11 protein-coding genes are annotated in these 16,071 nt (G+C 72.9%); 2 read left to right on the top strand and 9 right to left on the bottom strand.

Going from position 1 to position 16,071, the window contains the following annotated elements; genetic code table 11:
• Positions 1–35: 35 nt before the first annotated feature.
• Genes narI through QMF98_RS06445 form a run of 4 tightly spaced genes read right to left on the bottom strand, consistent with a single transcriptional unit; the run spans position 36 to position 6,959 of the window.
• On the bottom strand, positions 36–794 hold the full coding sequence (gene narI, locus QMF98_RS06460) for a respiratory nitrate reductase subunit gamma (protein ID WP_337975191.1): 759 nt from the start codon (positions 792–794) through the stop codon (positions 36–38).
• A complete protein-coding gene (narJ, locus tag QMF98_RS06455) occupies positions 791–1,453 on the bottom strand; it encodes a nitrate reductase molybdenum cofactor assembly chaperone (protein ID WP_337975190.1) in 663 nt (220 codons plus the stop codon). Before narJ ends, narI begins: the two co-directional genes overlap by 4 nt.
• On the bottom strand, positions 1,450–3,204 hold the full coding sequence (narH, locus tag QMF98_RS06450) for a nitrate reductase subunit beta (RefSeq protein WP_337975189.1): 1,755 nt from the start codon (positions 3,202–3,204) through the stop codon (positions 1,450–1,452). Before narH ends, narJ begins: the two co-directional genes overlap by 4 nt.
• Entirely contained in the window at positions 3,204–6,959 is a 3,756-nt protein-coding gene (locus QMF98_RS06445) for a nitrate reductase subunit alpha (RefSeq protein WP_337975188.1), read from the bottom strand. Before QMF98_RS06445 ends, narH begins: the two co-directional genes overlap by 1 nt.
• Before the next feature lie 409 nt (positions 6,960–7,368).
• Between QMF98_RS06445 and QMF98_RS06440 the strand changes: the two genes are divergently transcribed.
• Positions 7,369–8,430: a glucose 1-dehydrogenase gene (locus QMF98_RS06440; protein ID WP_337975187.1), complete on the top strand. Its 1,062-nt coding sequence runs from the start codon at positions 7,369–7,371 to the stop codon at positions 8,428–8,430.
• Positions 8,431–8,433: 3 nt separating this feature from the next.
• On the opposite strand, the gene QMF98_RS06435 is transcribed toward QMF98_RS06440, so the two are convergent.
• From QMF98_RS06435 to QMF98_RS06415, 5 genes are all read right to left on the bottom strand, one after another.
• Positions 8,434–9,537: a sugar kinase gene (locus QMF98_RS06435; protein ID WP_337975186.1), complete on the bottom strand. Its 1,104-nt coding sequence runs from the start codon at positions 9,535–9,537 to the stop codon at positions 8,434–8,436.
• A 67-nt stretch (positions 9,538–9,604) separates the two neighbouring features.
• On the bottom strand, positions 9,605–10,240 hold the full coding sequence (gene eda / locus QMF98_RS06430; protein ID WP_337975185.1) for a bifunctional 4-hydroxy-2-oxoglutarate aldolase/2-dehydro-3-deoxy-phosphogluconate aldolase: 636 nt from the start codon (positions 10,238–10,240) through the stop codon (positions 9,605–9,607).
• A 92-nt stretch (positions 10,241–10,332) separates the two neighbouring features.
• Entirely contained in the window at positions 10,333–11,163 is an 831-nt protein-coding gene (locus QMF98_RS06425) for an IclR family transcriptional regulator (protein WP_337975184.1), read from the bottom strand.
• Positions 11,164–11,199: 36 nt separating this feature from the next.
• Positions 11,200–12,639: a glycosyltransferase family 87 protein gene (locus QMF98_RS06420; protein ID WP_337975183.1), complete on the bottom strand. Its 1,440-nt coding sequence runs from the start codon at positions 12,637–12,639 to the stop codon at positions 11,200–11,202.
• Between the two features lie 191 nt (positions 12,640–12,830).
• Positions 12,831–14,204, bottom strand: coding sequence for an NRAMP family divalent metal transporter (locus QMF98_RS06415; protein WP_337975182.1), 1,374 nt, complete (start codon positions 14,202–14,204; stop codon positions 12,831–12,833).
• Between the two features lie 345 nt (positions 14,205–14,549).
• On the opposite strand from QMF98_RS06415, the gene QMF98_RS06410 reads away from it, so the two are divergent.
• On the top strand, positions 14,550–16,016 hold the full coding sequence (locus tag QMF98_RS06410) for a DEAD/DEAH box helicase (RefSeq protein ID WP_337975181.1): 1,467 nt from the start codon (positions 14,550–14,552) through the stop codon (positions 16,014–16,016).
• Positions 16,017–16,071 lie beyond the last annotated feature (55 nt).

The raw sequence follows: 16,071 nt of genomic DNA, 5'->3' as shown, positions 1-16,071 counted from the left end.
GCCGCCGTCCGCGACGAGCCGCACTGCTGCCGCGCTCAGCGGCGTGCGCCGCTCCGCGGCCGTTCCACCCGCTCCCACCCGCGCCGCGGCGGCTCCGCCCCGAGCCGTGGGCTGCGCGAGCGGTAGACGACGTACGGTCGCCACAGGTACCCGACGGGGGCGCTGAACACGTGCACCAGCCGGGTGAACGGCCACAGCGCGAACAGGCCGAACGCGAGCAGTCCGTGCAGCTGGAAGCCGATCGGCGCGTGCGCCATCAGCTCCGGGTGGAGGTGCCCGTAGAAGATGCCGCGGAACCACACCGACACGCCCAGGCGGTAGTCGTACTCACCGCCGAGCTTGAGCGCCGACCCGGCGGCCGTGTTCCAGAGCCCCAGCAGGACCACCGCGGCGAGCCAGGCGTACATCAGCTTGTCCATCTTGGTGGTCGCGCTGAACACCGGCCCGACGGTGCGCCGCCGGTAGATCAGCAGCACCATCCCGACCAGCGTGCACACACCGGCGATGCCGCCGATCCCCACGGCCATCACGTGGTACGCCGTCTCGCTGATGCCCACCGCCGACGTCCACGACTCCGGGACGCCCAGACCCATCACGTGCCCGAGGAAGACGAACAGGATGCCGAAGTGGAACAGGGGGCTGGCCCAGCGCAGCAGCCGGGACTCGTAGAGCTGCGACGAGCGGGTGGTCCAGCCGAACTTGTCGTACCGGTACCGCCAGACGTGACCCAGCACGAACACCGCCAGGCAGAGGTACGGCACCACCACCCACAGCAGCAGGTCCTTGGTGCTCATCGGCGGGCTCCCATCGGCGTCGGCGGCGGCATGAACGGCTCGAGACCGACCTCCTCCCCCGGGGGGCCCTCCGCCGCGAGCCGGGCGACCGCCTCGCGCTCGTCACCGCCCAGGGGCGGGAGCGTCGCGCACACCGCGGCGAGCGCGTCGGCGTAGGGCGAGCGGGATTCCTCGAGCGCGAGGCGCAGCAGCTCGAGACCGGCACGGTGGGCCAGCAGCAGGCGGATGCCCGACTCGGCGTCGGCGGTGGCGGCGAACTCGAGGACCACGCACAGGTGGTCCGGCAGCTCGTCGCCCTCGATCTCGGCACCCGCCGCGCGGTAGGCCTGCTTGAACTCCACGAGGGCGACGCCACGCTTCCGCGTGTCGCCGTAGGCGTAGTAGGTCAGGTAGAGGCTGCAGCGTCGCCGCAGGTCGAACGTCTCGACGTACTCCTCCTGCAGCCGCGGCAGCGGGGCGCCGACCAGGTGGTCCACCAGGCGCCGCAACGGAGCCGCGAGTCCGGGCGCCAGCTCGTCGGTCGACGCCCGGACGTCCGGCAGCAGACCGAGCAGGTCTGGCGTCGGGTACTCCAGCAGCAGGGCGGCCAGCCGGTACGTCAGAGCGTGCTCCCGGGTGGCGAGCCGGTGCGCCGCCGCAGCCCGAGCGACGCGGTTCACCGCGGTTCCGTTCCCGAGCCGGTGGGACCGGCTTCGCTGCCGCCCGACGGCAGGGGGTCGACCTCGCCGGAGGGACCCTCCGGCTCGCGCGGCCTCGCCTCCGGCGAGGACGGCGGGAACAGCCCCTCGGGCACGCCCTTGCCGTCCCAGTTGAGGAGGTTGACCCGCGCCTTGCGGGTCGCGGGATCGGCCACGGTGTCGGTGGTCTGCCGCTGCTGCAGCATGTGGAAGTTCTCAACGGCGATCGGGGTGGTGCCGCCCGACCCCTCGCCGAACGGCCCCCACTCGTTCATCCCCGGACCGCCCTCGTAGTCGAGGCTGCACTCGGTGGCCAGCTCCTCCAGGCCGTGCGCCTGCTCCTCGTGGGCCGTCGGGATCACGTACCGCTCGTCGTACTTGGCGATGGCCAGCAGGCGGTACATCTCCTGGATGGTGCCCTCGTCCATGCCGACGGCCGCCGGGATGGACGCGTCGCCCTCGCGACCCATGGACAGGTCGCGCATGTAGGACCGCATGGCGGCGAGCTTGCGCAGCACCGCGGTCACCGGCTCGGGGTCGCCGGCGGTGAACAGGCCCGCCAGGTACTCCACCGGGATCCGCAAGGTGTCGATGGCCGCGAACAGGTTGCCGCGCTCCTCGGCGTCCTCCCCCGTCTCCCGCACCGCGTCGACCACCGGCGACAGCGGCGGGATGTACCAGACCATCGGCATGGTCCGGTACTCCGGGTGCAGGGGCAGCGCGACCTCGTAGGTGCTGATCAGCTTCCAGATGGGCGACCGCTGCGCGGCGTCGATCCAGTCCCGCGGGATGCCCGAGCGCTCCGCCTCGCGGATGACGTCCGGGTCGAACGGGTCGAGGAACACCGAGCGCTGGGCAGCCAGCAGCTTGGTCTCGTCCGGCTCGCTGGCCGCCGCGAGCACGCGGTCGGCGTCGTACAGCACCAGCCCGATGTAGCGCAGCCGGCCGACGCACGTCTCCGAGCACACCGTCGGGATGCCCACCTCGATGCGCGGGAAGCAGAACGTGCACTTCTCGGCCTTGCCGGTGCGGTGGTTGAAGTAGACCTTCTTGTACGGGCAGCCGGTGACGCACTTGCGCCAGCCGCGACAGCGGTCCTGGTCCACCAGCACGATGCCGTCCTCGGCCCGCTTGTAGATCGCGCCGGAGGGGCACGACGCCGCGCACGACGGGTTGAGGCAGTGCTCGCAGATGCGCGGCAGGTAGAACATGAACGTCTGCTCGAACTCGAGCTTGACCTGCTCGGAGACCTTGGCCAGCACCGGGTCGTCCTTGGTCAGCTCCGGGGCGCCCCCCAGGTCGTCGTCCCAGTTGGCGCTCCAGCGCACCTTGGTCGGCTCGCCCGTGAGCAGCGACAGCGGCCGCGCCACCGGGGTGTGCTCCTGCAGGGGCGCGTTCGTCAGGTTCTCGTAGTCGTACGTCCACGGCTCGTAGTACTGCTCGAGCGACGGCAGCTTGGGGCTGGCGAAGATGCTCAGCAGGTTCTTCGCCCGGCTGCCCGCCTTGAGCTCCAGACGGCCACGCCGGTTCAGGCGCCAGCCGCCCTGCCAGCGCTCCTGGTCCTCGTAGGTGCGTGGGTAGCCCTGCCCGGGGCGGGTCTCGACGTTGTTGAACCAGACGTACTCCACGCCGGTGCGGTTGGTCCACGCCTGCTTGCAGGTGACCGAGCAGGTGTGGCAGCCGATGCACTTGTCCAGGTTCATCACCATCGACATCTGAGCCATGACGCGCATCAGTACTGCACCTCCTGGGAACGGCGGCGGATGACGGTGACCTCGTCGCGCTGGTTCCCGGTGGGGCCCAGGTAGTTGAAGGCGTAGGACAGCTGCGCGTACCCGCCGATGAGGTGGCTCGGTTTGATGAGCAGCCTGGTCAGGGAGTTGTGGATGCCGCCGCGGCGGCCGGTCGTCTCCGTCAAGGGGACGTCGATCAGCCGGTCCTGCGCGTGGTACATGTACACGGTCCCCTCGGGCATCCGGTGCGAGACGACTGCCCGGGCGACGACCACGCCGTTGCGGTTGACCGCCTCGATCCAGTCGTTGTCCCGCACCCCCACCTTCGCGGCGTCCACGTCGCTCATCCAGATGGTGGGCCCGCCACGGGACAGGGTGAGCATCAGCAGGTTGTCCTGGTACTCGGAGTGGATCGACCACTTGTTGTGCGGCGTCAGGTAACGCACCGTCACGCCGAGCTCGCCCATCGAGCCGATCTCCGGCTCCCCGAAGAGCTCGCGCATGTCCAGCGGCGGCCGGAACACCGGCAGGCCCTCGCCCAGCTCCGTCATCCAGTCGTGATCGAGGTAGAAGTGCTGCCGGCCGGTCAGCGTGTGCCAGGGCTTGAGCCGTTCCACGTTGATCGTGAACGGCGAGTACCGGCGGCCGTGCGCCTCGGTGCCGGACCACTCCGGCGAGGTGATCACGGTCGCCGGGCGGCTCTGCGTGTCGGCGAAGGTGACCTGCTTGCCCTCCTGCTCGGCGGCGAGGTCGGCCATCTGCGTGCCGGTGCGCTTCTCCAGGGTGTGGAAGCCCTGCACGGCCAGCCGGCCGTTGGTGGTGCCGGACAGCGCGAGGATCGCCTCGCACGCCTGCACGTCGCGTGCCAGCAGCGGACGCCCCTCCACCACGCTGCCCCCGGTGTTCCGGGCGACGCCGTTCTTGCGCGCGAGGTACTCGACCTCCTCGCGGACGTCGAACGTCACGCCCTTGGTGGTCGCACCCAGCGTGTCGACGAGCGGTCCGAGGGTCGCCATCTTCGCCGCGACGGCGCCGTAGTCCCGTTCGACGACGACGAGCTTCGGCATGCTCACACCCGGGACCGGGTCGCACTCGCCGTCCTTCCAGTCCCGCACGACACCGCCCGGGTTGAGCAGCTCGTCCGGGGTGTCGTGGGTGAACGGCACCGCCACCACGTCTCGTCGCACCCCCAGCCGCGGACCCGCCAGGCTGCTGAAGGTGCGCGCGAGCGTCTGGAAGATGTCGAAGTCGGTCCGGCTCTGCCACGGCGGCGCGATCGCCGGGCTGAACGAGTTGACGAACGGGTGCATGTCCGTGGTGTTGAGGTCGTGCTTCTCGTACCACGTGGCCGCCGGCAGGACGACGTCGGAGAACACCGTGGTGCTGGTCATCCGGAAGTCCAGCGAGAGCAGCAGGTCGAGCTTCCCGGTGGGGGCCTCGTCGTGCCAGACGACGTCCCGCGGCCGCCGGTCGGGCGGCGCCTCCTGCGCCCGCAGGTTCGAGTCGGTGCCCAGCAGGTGCTTGAGGAAGTACTCGTTGCCCTTGGCCGAGCTGCCCAGCAGGTTGGCCCGCCACACCGTGAGCACCCGCGGGAAGTTCTCCGGCGCGTCGGGGTCCTCCGCGGCGAACCGGAGCCGACCCTCGGTGAGCTCGCGCGGCACGTACTCGTCCAGCGGCAGACCCGCCGCCTCCGCGTCGTCCGCGAGCGTCAGCGGGCTGCGGTCGAAGGTCGGGTAGGACGGCATCCAGCCCATCCGGGCCGTCTTGGCGATCACGTCCGCGGTGCTCAGCCCCGCGAGGAGCCCCGTGCCTGTGGCCGACGACAGCGCGTCCGCAGAGAACGGGTCGTACCGGAACTGGTCGGTGTGCAGGTACCAGTAGGCCGTCTGGATCATCGTGCGCGGCGGCCGGGCCCAGTCCAGCGCCATCGCGTAGGTGGTGTACCCGGTGAGCGGGCGGACCTTCTCCTGGCCCACGTAGTGCGCCCAGCCGCCGCCGTTGACCCCCTGGCAGCCGGTCAGCATGGTCAGGGTGAGGAACGTGCGGTAGATCGTGTCGGAGTGGAACCAGTGGTTGGTCCCGGCTCCCATGATGATCATCGAGCGGCCGCGTGACTCCTCCGCGTTCGCCGCGAACTCGCGGCCGATGCGCGCCGCCTTCTCCGCCGGTACCCCGGTGAACTGCTCCTGCCAGGCCGGCGTGCCGACCTGCTCGGCGTCGTCGTAGCCCGTGGGCCAGCTGCCGGGCAGGCCCGGCCGGCCCACGCCGTACTGGGCGAGCAGCAGGTCGAACACCGTGGTGACCAGGTGGCCCGCGATCCGCCGAGCGGGCACGCCGCGGCGCAGCGTGCCCGGCGCGCCGTCCAGCGTGTCGAACCGCGGCAGGTCGACCTCCACGGGCACGACCTCCCCGGGGCCGTTCGTCGGGGCGCCGAGCGGACCCTCGTCGGACAGGCTCAGCAGCGGGTCGACCTCGCCGAGGTCGAGGTTCCACCGTCCGGCTCCGTCGTCCCCGTAGTGGAACCCGAGCGAGCCGGCCGGGACCACGGGCAAGCCGGTGGCGCGGTCGACCAGGACGGTCTTGAACGCGGCGTTCTGGCTGCGCGCCTCGGCGCCGGGCAGGTCCGCCGCCGTCAGGAACTTGCCGGGGACGTAGGCGCCGTCGCGCTCCTCCAAGCGCACCAGGAACGCCAGGTCCGTGTACCGCTTCACGTAGGAGTCGAAGTACGGCACCTGCCGCTCGATGAAGAACTCCCGCAACGTCACGTGGCCCATGGCCATCGCCAGGGCGCCGTCCGTGCCCGGCTGGGCCGCCAGCCACTCGTCGGCGAACTTCACGTTGTCGGCGTAGTCCGGCGAGACGACGACCACCTTCTGGCCGCGGTAGCGCGCCTCCGTCATCCAGTGCGCGTCCGGCGTCCGGGTCACCGGGACGTTGGAGCCCCACATGATCAGGTAGCCGGCGTCCCACCAGTCCCCCGACTCCGGCACGTCGGTCTGGTCGCCGAACACCTGCGGCGAGGCGACCGGCAGGTCGGCGTACCAGTCGTAGAACGACAGCATCGGCGCGCCGATCAGCTCGTGGTACCGGGCCCCCACGCCGTGGGACACCTGCGACATCGCGGGGATCGGCGAGAAGCCCGCCACCCGGTCCGGCCCGTACCTGGCGATGGTGTGCACCTGGGCGGCGGCGACGATCTCGACGGCCTCCTCCCAGGACGCCCGCACCAGTCCCCCCTTGCCGCGGGCGCTCTTGTACCGACGAGCCTTCTCGGGGTCGTCGACGATGGCCGCCCAGGCCGCCACGGGGTCACCGGTGCGGCGGCGCTCCTCCCGGTACATCTCCAGCAGCAGGCCGCGGACGTACGGGTAGCGGATCCGGGTGGGCGAGTACGTGTACCAGCTGAACGCCGCGCCGCGGGGGCAGCCGCGCGGCTCGTACTCGGGCCGGTCGGGACCGACCGACGGGTAGTCGGTCTGCTGCGCCTCCCAGGTGATGATCCCGTCCTTGACGTAGACCTTCCAGGAGCACGAGCCGGTGCAGTTGACCCCGTGGGTGGAGCGGACCACCTTGTCGTGGCTCCAGCGGTCCCGGTAGAACTCGTCGGCGTCCCGCCCGCCCACCTTGCTCAGGGTGCGCAGGTCGGCCGACACCTCACCACGGCGCAAATGGCGCCCGAGCCGCAGCAGCGCCTCCGACACGGGGCCGTCGAGGCCCGGTTCCGCGGGGGTGCGCGGGGTGGTGCTCGGGTTCATCGGTGCTCCTTCGATCGACACACGTTCGTGCGGAGGTAGCGAGAACGGGCTCAGCTGGGCCGGGGTGCCCCCGGCGCCGGTCGGCGGAGCGCGGGGGTGCGCGGCGGCCGGGCGTGCGCCTGCAGGGGTGCGGCGGGCGCGGGTGCGGAGGGTGCGGGTGCCGCGACGGCACAGCGAGCGAGGTCGTTCTCCCTCGGCTGGACCACCCTCGGTTCCTCCCGGACTCGGCTGATCGTCAGTGTTGCTCAGGGACGGCGCGGTTAAAAGCGGAGACACCCGTGGAAATTCAACTTTCCTCTCGCCGTGCCGCTCCAGCGGTCCGTGGTTAGCGTGCGGGAGGGCTCCATCGGGTCCTCGGCCGCCCGCCGGCCCCATGCGGACCCTGCCCTCACGCGGAGAAGGAGCGACCATGCGCGCGCTGACCACCATCCCGCTGCACGGCGGCACCCTGCAGGTCAGCGACGTCCCCGACGCCACGGCGGCGGACGGACAGCTGCTGGTCGACGCCCTCGCCGTCGGCGTGTGCGGTACGGACCGTGAGATCGCCGACGGGCACTACGGGTGGGCTCCGCCGGGCAGGGAGCGGCTGGTGATCGGCCACGAGTCCCTGGGGCGCGTCCGCTCCGCGCCCGACGGCAGCGGCTTCTCGGCCGGCGACCTGGTGGTCGGCGTCGTTCGTCGGCCGGACCCGGTGCCGTGCGGAGCCTGCGCGCACGGGCAGTTCGACATGTGCCGCAACGGGCAGTACACCGAGCGCGGCATCAAGCAGCTGGACGGCTACGCCAGCGACCAGTGGTCGGTGGAACCGGACTTCGCCGTGACGCTGGACCCGCGGCTGCACCAGGTCGGCGTGCTGATGGAGCCGACGACGGTGGTCGCCAAGGCGTGGGACCAGGTGGAGCACGTCGGGCGGCGCGCCTGGTTCGACCCGCGCACGGTGCTGGTCACCGGCGCCGGACCCATCGGGCTGCTCGCGGCCATGCTGGGCGTCCAGCGCGGGCTCGAGGTGCACGTGCTCGACCGGGTGACCGACGGACCCAAGCCCGCGCTGGTCTCCGACCTCGGCGCGACGTACCACCACGGCGACATCGACGAGGTCGCGACGGCGATCAAGCCGGACGTCGTCCTCGAGGCGACCGGCGTCGGCCCGCTGATCTTCGGCGCGATCGCGGCCACCTCGTCGTACGGCATCGTCTGCCTGACGGGCGTGTCACCGACCAGGCGCCGGCTGACCATCGACGCCGGCGGCCTCAACCGCGAGATCGTCCTGGAGAACGAGGCGGTCGTCGGCTCGGTCAACGCCAACCTGCACCACTACCAGCTCGCGGCCGAGGCCCTGGCCAAGGCAGACGTGGACTGGCTCGCACGGCTGATCACCCGCCGGGTCCCGGTCGAGCGGTTCGCCGACGCGTTCGTGGACCAGGACGACGACGTGAAGGTGGTGCTGACGTTCGACGGGTCCGGCAGCTGACCCTCAGCGGTCCACCCGCGCGCTCCCGCCGCCGGCCAGCTTGAGCACCTCCGCCTTGGAGGCCATCGTCGTGTCGCCCGGCGTGGTCATCGCCAGCGCGCCGTGCGCGGCGCCGTACTCCACGGCCGTCGCGAGCGGCTGACCGTCGAGCAGCCCGAACACCAGGCCGGAGGCGAACGAGTCGCCGCCGCCGACCCGGTCGAGGATCTCCAGCCCCGGCCGGTGCGTCGCCCGGACCAGACCCTCCTCGCGGGACCAGGCGATCGCGCCCCAGTCGTTCACCGTGGCGGACCGCACGGTGCGCAGCGTCGTGGCGATGACGGCGAAGTTCGGGTACTGCGCACCGACCCGGTCGATCATCGCGCCGAACGCGTCGACGTCCAGCGCGGACAGGTTCTCGTCGACCCCCTCCACCTCGAACCCGAGGGCCGCGGTGAAGTCCTCCTCGTTGCCGATCATCACGTCGACGTGCCGGGCGATCTCGCGGTTGACCTGCTGCGCGCGCTCCTTGCCACCGATCGCCTTCCAGAGGCTGGGCCGGTAGTTCAGGTCGTAGGAGACGACGGTGCCGTGCCGGTGCGCCGCCTCGACCGCCGCCAGCGTGGTGGCCGCGCTCGTCTCGGACAGCGCCGCGTAGATGCCGCCGGTGTGGAACCACCGCACGCCCAGCTCGCCGAACAGGTGGTCCCAGTCGACGTCCTCGGCGCGCAGCTGGCTGGCCGCGGTCAGGCCCCGGTCGGAGACGCCGACTGCGCCGCGCACCCCGAACCCGCGCTCGGTGAAGTTCAGCCCGTTCCGCACCGTGCGACCCACGCCGTCGTACGGCATCCAGCGGATGAACGAGGTGTCCACGCCGCCCTGCAGGATCAGGTCCTCCACCAGCCGCCCGACCTCGTTGTCCGCGAGCGCCGTCACCACGGCGGCCCGCAGCCCGAAGGCCCGGCGCAGGCCGCGGGCGACGTTGTACTCGCCGCCGCCCTCCCACACCCGGAACTCGCGTGCGGTGCGGATGCGCCCCTCGCCTGGGTCGAGCCGCAGCATCACCTCGCCCAGGCTGACGGCGTCGTACCGGGTCTGCTCGGCGGGGCGGATGGTCAGGGCGGGCACGGGCACTCCTGCGGCTGGGTCGGGGCGGTGCACTGGTTCGGGCTGCGGGGCAGGCGGTTCGGCGCGGTCAGGGGCGCAGGCTCGACGCGAGCCGGACCGCTTCTGCGACGAGGTCGCGCACGCCGGCGAGGTCGCCCGCGGCGACCCGGTCGCGCGGCACCATCCACGAGCCGCCGACGGCCTTGACGGACGGCAGCGCCAGGTACTCGCCGAGGTTCTTCGGCCCGACACCACCGGTCGGCACGAAGCCGACGCCGCCGAACGGTGCCGCCAGCGCGGCGATCGCCGCGGCACCGCCGGACGTGCCGGCCGGGAAGAACTTCACGGCGGTCAGTCCGAGCGCGAGCGCCGCCTGCACCTCCGTCGCGGTGACGGCTCCCGGCAGGGCCAGCACCCCGTGCTCCTGCGCGCGCTCGACGACGGCGCGGTCCGTGCCGGGCGAGACGACGTAGTGCGCGCCGGCGGCGACCGCGGCGTCCACCTGTGCCGGCGTCAGCACGGTCCCGGCGCCGACCAGCACGTCCCCGCGGTCGGCCATCGCGCGGATCGCCTCGGCGGCGGCCGCGGTGCGGAAGGTCACCTCGGCGACGGGCAGGCCGCCGTCGACCAGGGCCTGCGCGAGCGGGCCGGCCTGGGCGGCGTCGTCGATGACGACGACCGGCACCAGACGGTGGGCGGAGAGCTGGTCGAGGATGCTCGGCACCGGGAGTCCGTTTCGCTAGTCGCAATGCCCATCGCGTGCAGCGAAACGAGTATGTCATGACGATGCGCGGGAGCGCACCGTCGTCCCTCGGCTCAGCCGAGGGGCAGGGCCAGGCCGGCCGGCAGGAGCGGCGGGAGCACCTCGCGGATCGTCGCGTACAGCTGCTCCACCCGCCGCTGGTCCATCCGCTCGCTCGGCACCGTGAGGCTGACGGCGCCGACGACCGCACCCTGGGGACCGGCTCCGGCGGACGAGCTCGCGGCACCACGGACCAGCGGCACGGCCACGCAGGAGATGCCGGGCTCGTTCTCCTCCGACTCGACGGCGTAGCCGCGCGCGCGGGCACGCTCGAGCTCGTCCCACACGTGGTCGGCCTCGACCGCCCGCTCGGCGGACCGGCCGTCGCCGCCGATCGGCCGCACGTACCCGTCCAGCGCCTCCCGGGACGTCCCGGAGTACGCCAGCATCGCCCTGCCCAGGGCCGTGGTGACCGCCCACCGCCGGCGGCCGACCGCGGACCACACCCGCACCGGCCGGTCGGGCTCGACCTTGTCCAGGTAGAGCACCTGCGCCCCGGACAGCACCCCGAGGTGCACCAGCTCGTCGGTGGCCGAGCACAACGCCACCAGCGCGCCGTGCAGCAGGGACGGCAGGTTCCCCTCGTCGAGGAACCGGTCGGCGAGGGCGACCGCCCCTCGCCCGAGCCGGTACCGCCCCGTCCCGCCGTCCTGGTCGACGAACTGCCGGTGCCGGAGCGCGCCGAGGGTGCGGTGCGCGGTGGTCTTGTGCATGCCGGTCGCCGTGGCGAGCTCCGCGAGCGTGGCACCGTCGGCACCGTGCGAGGCGAGCGCCTCCAGCAGCCGCAACGCGCGATCGACGCTCTCGAGGGGAGATGCCGCTCCGGCGTCCACGGCGGTGACCACGCGGTCAGCGTACGGGCGCGCCGGCACCCGGTGCCCTCACCGCACGGGCATCGGGTGCCCACCGCTGGACAGGAACAGCGCGAGGACCACGGTGACCAGCGTCAGCCAGCGTGTCATCCGGTTGCGCGGCACCTGGCTCAGCGCCGCCCACGCCACCGCGGTGTACCAGGCGAACACCCACGGGGCCACGAGGATCCAGGCGAACACCAGCACGAAGGGCCCGACGACCTCACGCGGCTGGTCCGTCGCGATCCGCTGGTTGAGCAGCCACGCCACCACCAGGAGCGCCAGCGGCCACAGCAGGCTGATGCCGTGCATCATCGCCGCCTCGCTCACGCCGAACGCCCGCCCGGTGATCTCGACCAGCCGCCACGGGGACGGCCACGTCACCAGCTGCAGCCCGTGCAGCAAGGGGCCGAGCGCACTGGTGCCGTAGAACGTGTACGGCACCACCAGCACGGCGGCAGCGGCTGCGGACATCCGCAGCAGGCGGCCCCACTGCCGCCGCGCCACCAGGGGCCACGCGAGGCCCAGACCGATCAGCACCGCGGAGATCTTCACGCCGCTCCCGAGGCCCACCAGGACGCCGGCGAGCACGTCACCCCAGCCGGACCGCAGCTTCCGCGCGACCTGGATCGCGCCGACGGCCGCGGCGGCGACCAGGGTGTCCAGGTGCCCGCCGCCGACCAGCGCGAGGATCAGCACGGGGTTCGCGGTCCAGAACAGCGTGGCGCGCACGGGGTCGTCGGACGTCCGCAGCAGGAGCACCCCGACGCCGAGGAAGACGAGCCCGTTCAGCACCATCCACACCAGGACGGTGGTCGCGACGTGGCTGCCGCCGACCCAGGCGGCGAACGACTGCAGCAGGGTGGCGACCGGGCCGTACACCGACGGCTGGTCCTTCCACATCATGCCGACCGGGTCCAGGTACGCCGCCTCACCCCACGCGAGCGGGCTGGTGACGTACGGGTTGCCGCCCTGCGCGGCGATGCGTCCGTACACCGCGTAGCTCGCCACGTCCGACGAGCCGACCGGCGTCAAGCTCACCATCACGGCCACCACCACCGCCGAGGCGACGAGCAGGTGCCGGGGGTCGGGCCGCCAGCCCTTGCTGTTCGCCCAGATCATCCCGGCGAGCCCCAGCCCGGCGAGGATCTCGGCGGCGTAGAGCATCAGGCTGGCCAGGACGGTGTGCCCCGACAGCGACGGCAGCAGGGAGAGCGGCAGGTGCACGCCGATCGCCTCGGCGTTGGGGGCGGTCGCGCCGAGCAGCATCCCGAGCAGGAGGCCCGCGCCGGCGAGCGACACCGCCACGCGGGGGTCCGACACCCAGCTGCCGGCCAGCGCCCGGACCAGGGTGTTCATCCGGCGCGCGACCGGACCTGGGGGCCGGTCCAGCGGACCGGGTGCGCCGGACCGCCCGCCGTCGGCCGCGAGACCGACGCGGCGCGGGCGGCGGGTGGACGTGCTGGTCACCACGCGGAACCTCCACGAGCGAGCGCCCGGACCCGGCTCGACGCCCGCCGCAGACCCGGCACCTGCGAGGCGCCAGCCGGGTGAGCTGGCCACGAGCGACGGTGCGCGCTGGTGCGCCACGTCGATGCCGCAGACCCTACGCGGTGGAGCCGTGAGCCTGGGCCGAATCGGCGCTCGCCGCCGGCACCGGTTCAGCCCCCGGTGACCGTGTACCAGATGCCGTACGCACCGGCCGCGCACATCAGCACCGTCGTCGTCCAGCCGAGCACCGCCGCCAGCCGACCGTTGGCGTACTCGCGCATGATCCGGCGGTCCCGGGAGATCAGCATCATCACCACCAGGAACGGGCCGGCCGCGATCCCGTTGAGGATCGCGCTGAGCACCAGCAGGCCGATCGGGTCGGAGCTGATCACGCTCATGACGATGCCGGCGACCATGCCGACGCCGAGCACGACGTAGAACAGCGGCGCCTTTCGCGGGCTCCGCTCGAGGCCCCAGTCCTTGTTGGCCAGGCCCGCGATGCCGGCGGCACCCGAGGCGGCGAGCACCGGGACCGCGAGCACGGCGGAACCGATGAAGCCGACGGCGAACAGGACGGTGGAGCCGGCGCCGGCGATGGGCGCCAGCGCCTTGGCCGCGTCGGCCGCGGTGCTGACCTGCGTACCGGCCTTTCCGAGGGTGGCCGCGGTCGCGGTGATGATCGCGAACATGATCAGCTGCGAGAACGCCATCCCGGCGACGACGTCGACGCGACCGTTGCGCAGCTTGCGGCGGGCGGCGCTCGGCGTGCGGTCGGCCAGGCGCGGCGCCTTGTCGCCGCCGAGGTCCTCGGCCCGCAGCTGCTCGACGCGCTGAGCGGTCTGCCAGAAGAACATGTACGGCGAGATCGTGGTGCCGAGCACGGCGACCGTCAGGCCGAGGTAGTCCGGCGTCAGCTGGATGGACAGGCCGGCGAAGCCCCGCAGCACCTGCCCCCAGTCCACGTCGGCCACGAAGAGCACGCCGATGTAGACCAGCAGCACCAGGCACAACCACTTGAACACCCGGCCGATCAGCTCGAACGAGCCGGCCACCACGGCGCCCAGGATCGCGACGCCGGCGACCCCGCTCCAGACCGGCGCGGGCCCCGCGTGCAGCAGCTGCATCCCCTGGCCGATCGCCATCAGGTCCGCCGCCACGTTGACGACGTTCGCGACGATCAGCGCCACCAGCAGCACGCCGATCACGAGCCGGAGGGAGCGCGGGAACTTGCGCCGGATCAGCTTGCCGAAGCTGTCCCCCGTGGCCTGCGCCATCCGGTCGCAGATCTCCTGCGTGGCCGTCATCAGGGGGAACGTGAGGATCGACGTCCACAGCATGCTGTAGCGGAACGTGGCACCGGCCTGGGCGTAGGTGGCGATGCCGGACGGGTCGTCGTCGGCCGCCCCCGTGACCAGGCCGGGACCGAGGACGCCGAAGAACCGGGCGAGGGGGGACCGACGCTCGCCGTGGCTTCCCGGCTCCTCGGGCGTGCCGACGTCGAGCTGCGGCGGCACGTCCTGCGAGTGTGGACGGATCTGGCTCACTGTTGCCTCCGCTGTGTTGCCTCCGCTGTCGGCCGGTCACCCCCTTGGGGCTCGATGCTAAGGCGGCACCACCGAGGGCGCTCGTCGAAGAGATGCGCAGGTCAGAGCACGTATGCGTGCCCATTCCAGGCTCCCGGCGCCCCGCCGCGGCGGGGCGGACGTGCGCCAGCAGGTACGCTGGGGGCACCCGGCGCACTCCTGCGCCTCGCGTCGACGAACGCTCCCTGCGGCACCCGGTGCCCAGGCGCGGATCGACGGCGAACCGCCTCCGGCTCCTGCCGGGGTGCGCGTGTCCCGCACGGTCCCCCTCAGCGCGTCGCAGCGCCCCTCTCGCGAAAGCAGTCCATGTCCTCCTCCTTCGACGCCCTCGGCGTCCCCGCCCGCCTCGTCTCCGTCCTGCACGCGCAGGGCATCGACGAGCCGTTCCCCATCCAGCGCGACACCCTCCCCGACACGCTCGCCGGCCGGGACGTGCTCGGCCGCGGCCGCACCGGCAGCGGCAAGACGCTCGCCTTCGCCCTTCCCGTGGTCGCGCGGCTGGCGTCCGCAGGGACGAGGGCGAGAGCGGGCCACCCGACCGCGCTCGTGCTCGCGCCCACCCGTGAACTCGCCACCCAGATCGCCGCGACGTTCGAGCCGCTGCTCGCCGCGACCGGCCACACCGTGACCACCGTCTTCGGCGGTGTCTCGCAGAACCGGCAGGTCCAGGCCCTGCAGGCCGGCGTCGACGTGGTGGTCGCGTGCCCCGGGCGCCTCGAGGACCTGATGAAGCAGGGCCACGTCCGGCTCAGCGCCGTCCGCGTCACCGTGCTCGACGAGGCGGACCACATGGCCGACCTCGGCTTCCTCCCGGCGGTCACCCGCATCCTCGCGGCCACGCCGGCCGGCGGCCAGCGGCTCCTGTTCTCCGCGACGCTGGACAACGGCGTGGACAAGCTGGTCCGTCGCTTCCTGTCCTCCCCCGCCACCCACTCGGTCGACGACGCGACCAACGCGGTCGAGCTGCTGGAGCACGCGGTGTTCGGCGTGGCCGACGCGGACGCGAAGAAGCGGCTGGTCGAGGCGCTGGCCTCCGGCGAGGAGCGCACGATCCTGTTCGTGCGGACCAAGCACGTCGCCAAGCGCCTGGCCAAGCAGCTGACCGCGGACGGCATCCCGGCCGTGGACCTGCAGGGCAACCTCTCCCAGGCGGCCCGCGACAGGAACCTGACGGCCTTCCGCAGCGGCGAGGTGCGCGTGCTGGTGGCCACCGACGTGGCCGCCCGCGGGGTGCACGTCGACGACGTGCCGCTGGTGGTGCACGTCGACCCGCCGACGGAGCACAAGGCCTACCTGCACCGGTCCGGGCGTACGGCGCGCGCCGGTGCGGCCGGCACGGTGGTGACCGTGACGCTGCCCGAGCAGCGGCACGACGTAGCCACGCTGCTGCGCCGGGCCGCCGTGCACGCCCCGCTGCAGGCCGTGACCGCCGAGTCGCCGCAGGTGCGCGCACTGGTCGGACAGCCGGCCGCGCGGGTGCACCGTCCGGCCTCGGCCGTCCAGCCGGTCGCACCGCGTTCCGGCGCAGCGCCGACGGGTCGGGGTTCTCGACGACGCCGCGGCTCCGCCGCACCGGGTGCGGCCCCGCGCGGCGGCCGGACGACCGCTTCGAGTGCCGGCGCGCAGGACCGACCGGTCGGTGGCGCGACCGCCACGGGCCGTCCGGCGCCGCGCGCGGCCGGCACCGGCGGGGCGGCAGCGTTCTCGGCCGGCGGAGCGGCAGCGTTCTCGGCCGGCGGAGCGCGGCGCGGGCGTCGCAGCGGCAGCCGCTGAGCACCAGCAGGCGCCTGCATCGTTCAGGTACCTGAGCGCCGTGCCGATGAGAAGG

It is taken from the genome of Cellulomonas sp. NTE-D12 (genome assembly GCF_027923705.1).
Taxonomy (GTDB): domain Bacteria; phylum Actinomycetota; class Actinomycetes; order Actinomycetales; family Cellulomonadaceae; genus Cellulomonas.
This window is presented reverse-complemented; position numbering and strand designations above follow the sequence as displayed.

Excerpts from the sequence above, each read along its gene's own strand:
- narI (WP_337975191.1), bottom strand. The coding sequence starts at position 794 with ATGAGCACCAAGGACCTGCTGCTGTGGGTGGTGGTGCCGTACCTCTGC.
- narH (WP_337975189.1), bottom strand. The coding sequence starts at position 3,204 with ATGCGCGTCATGGCTCAGATGTCGATGGTGATGAACCTGGACAAGTGC.
- QMF98_RS06445 (WP_337975188.1), bottom strand. The coding sequence starts at position 6,959 with ATGAACCCGAGCACCACCCCGCGCACCCCCGCGGAACCGGGCCTCGAC.
- QMF98_RS06440 (WP_337975187.1), top strand. The coding sequence starts at position 7,369 with ATGCGCGCGCTGACCACCATCCCGCTGCACGGCGGCACCCTGCAGGTC.
- QMF98_RS06410 (WP_337975181.1), top strand. The coding sequence starts at position 14,550 with ATGTCCTCCTCCTTCGACGCCCTCGGCGTCCCCGCCCGCCTCGTCTCC.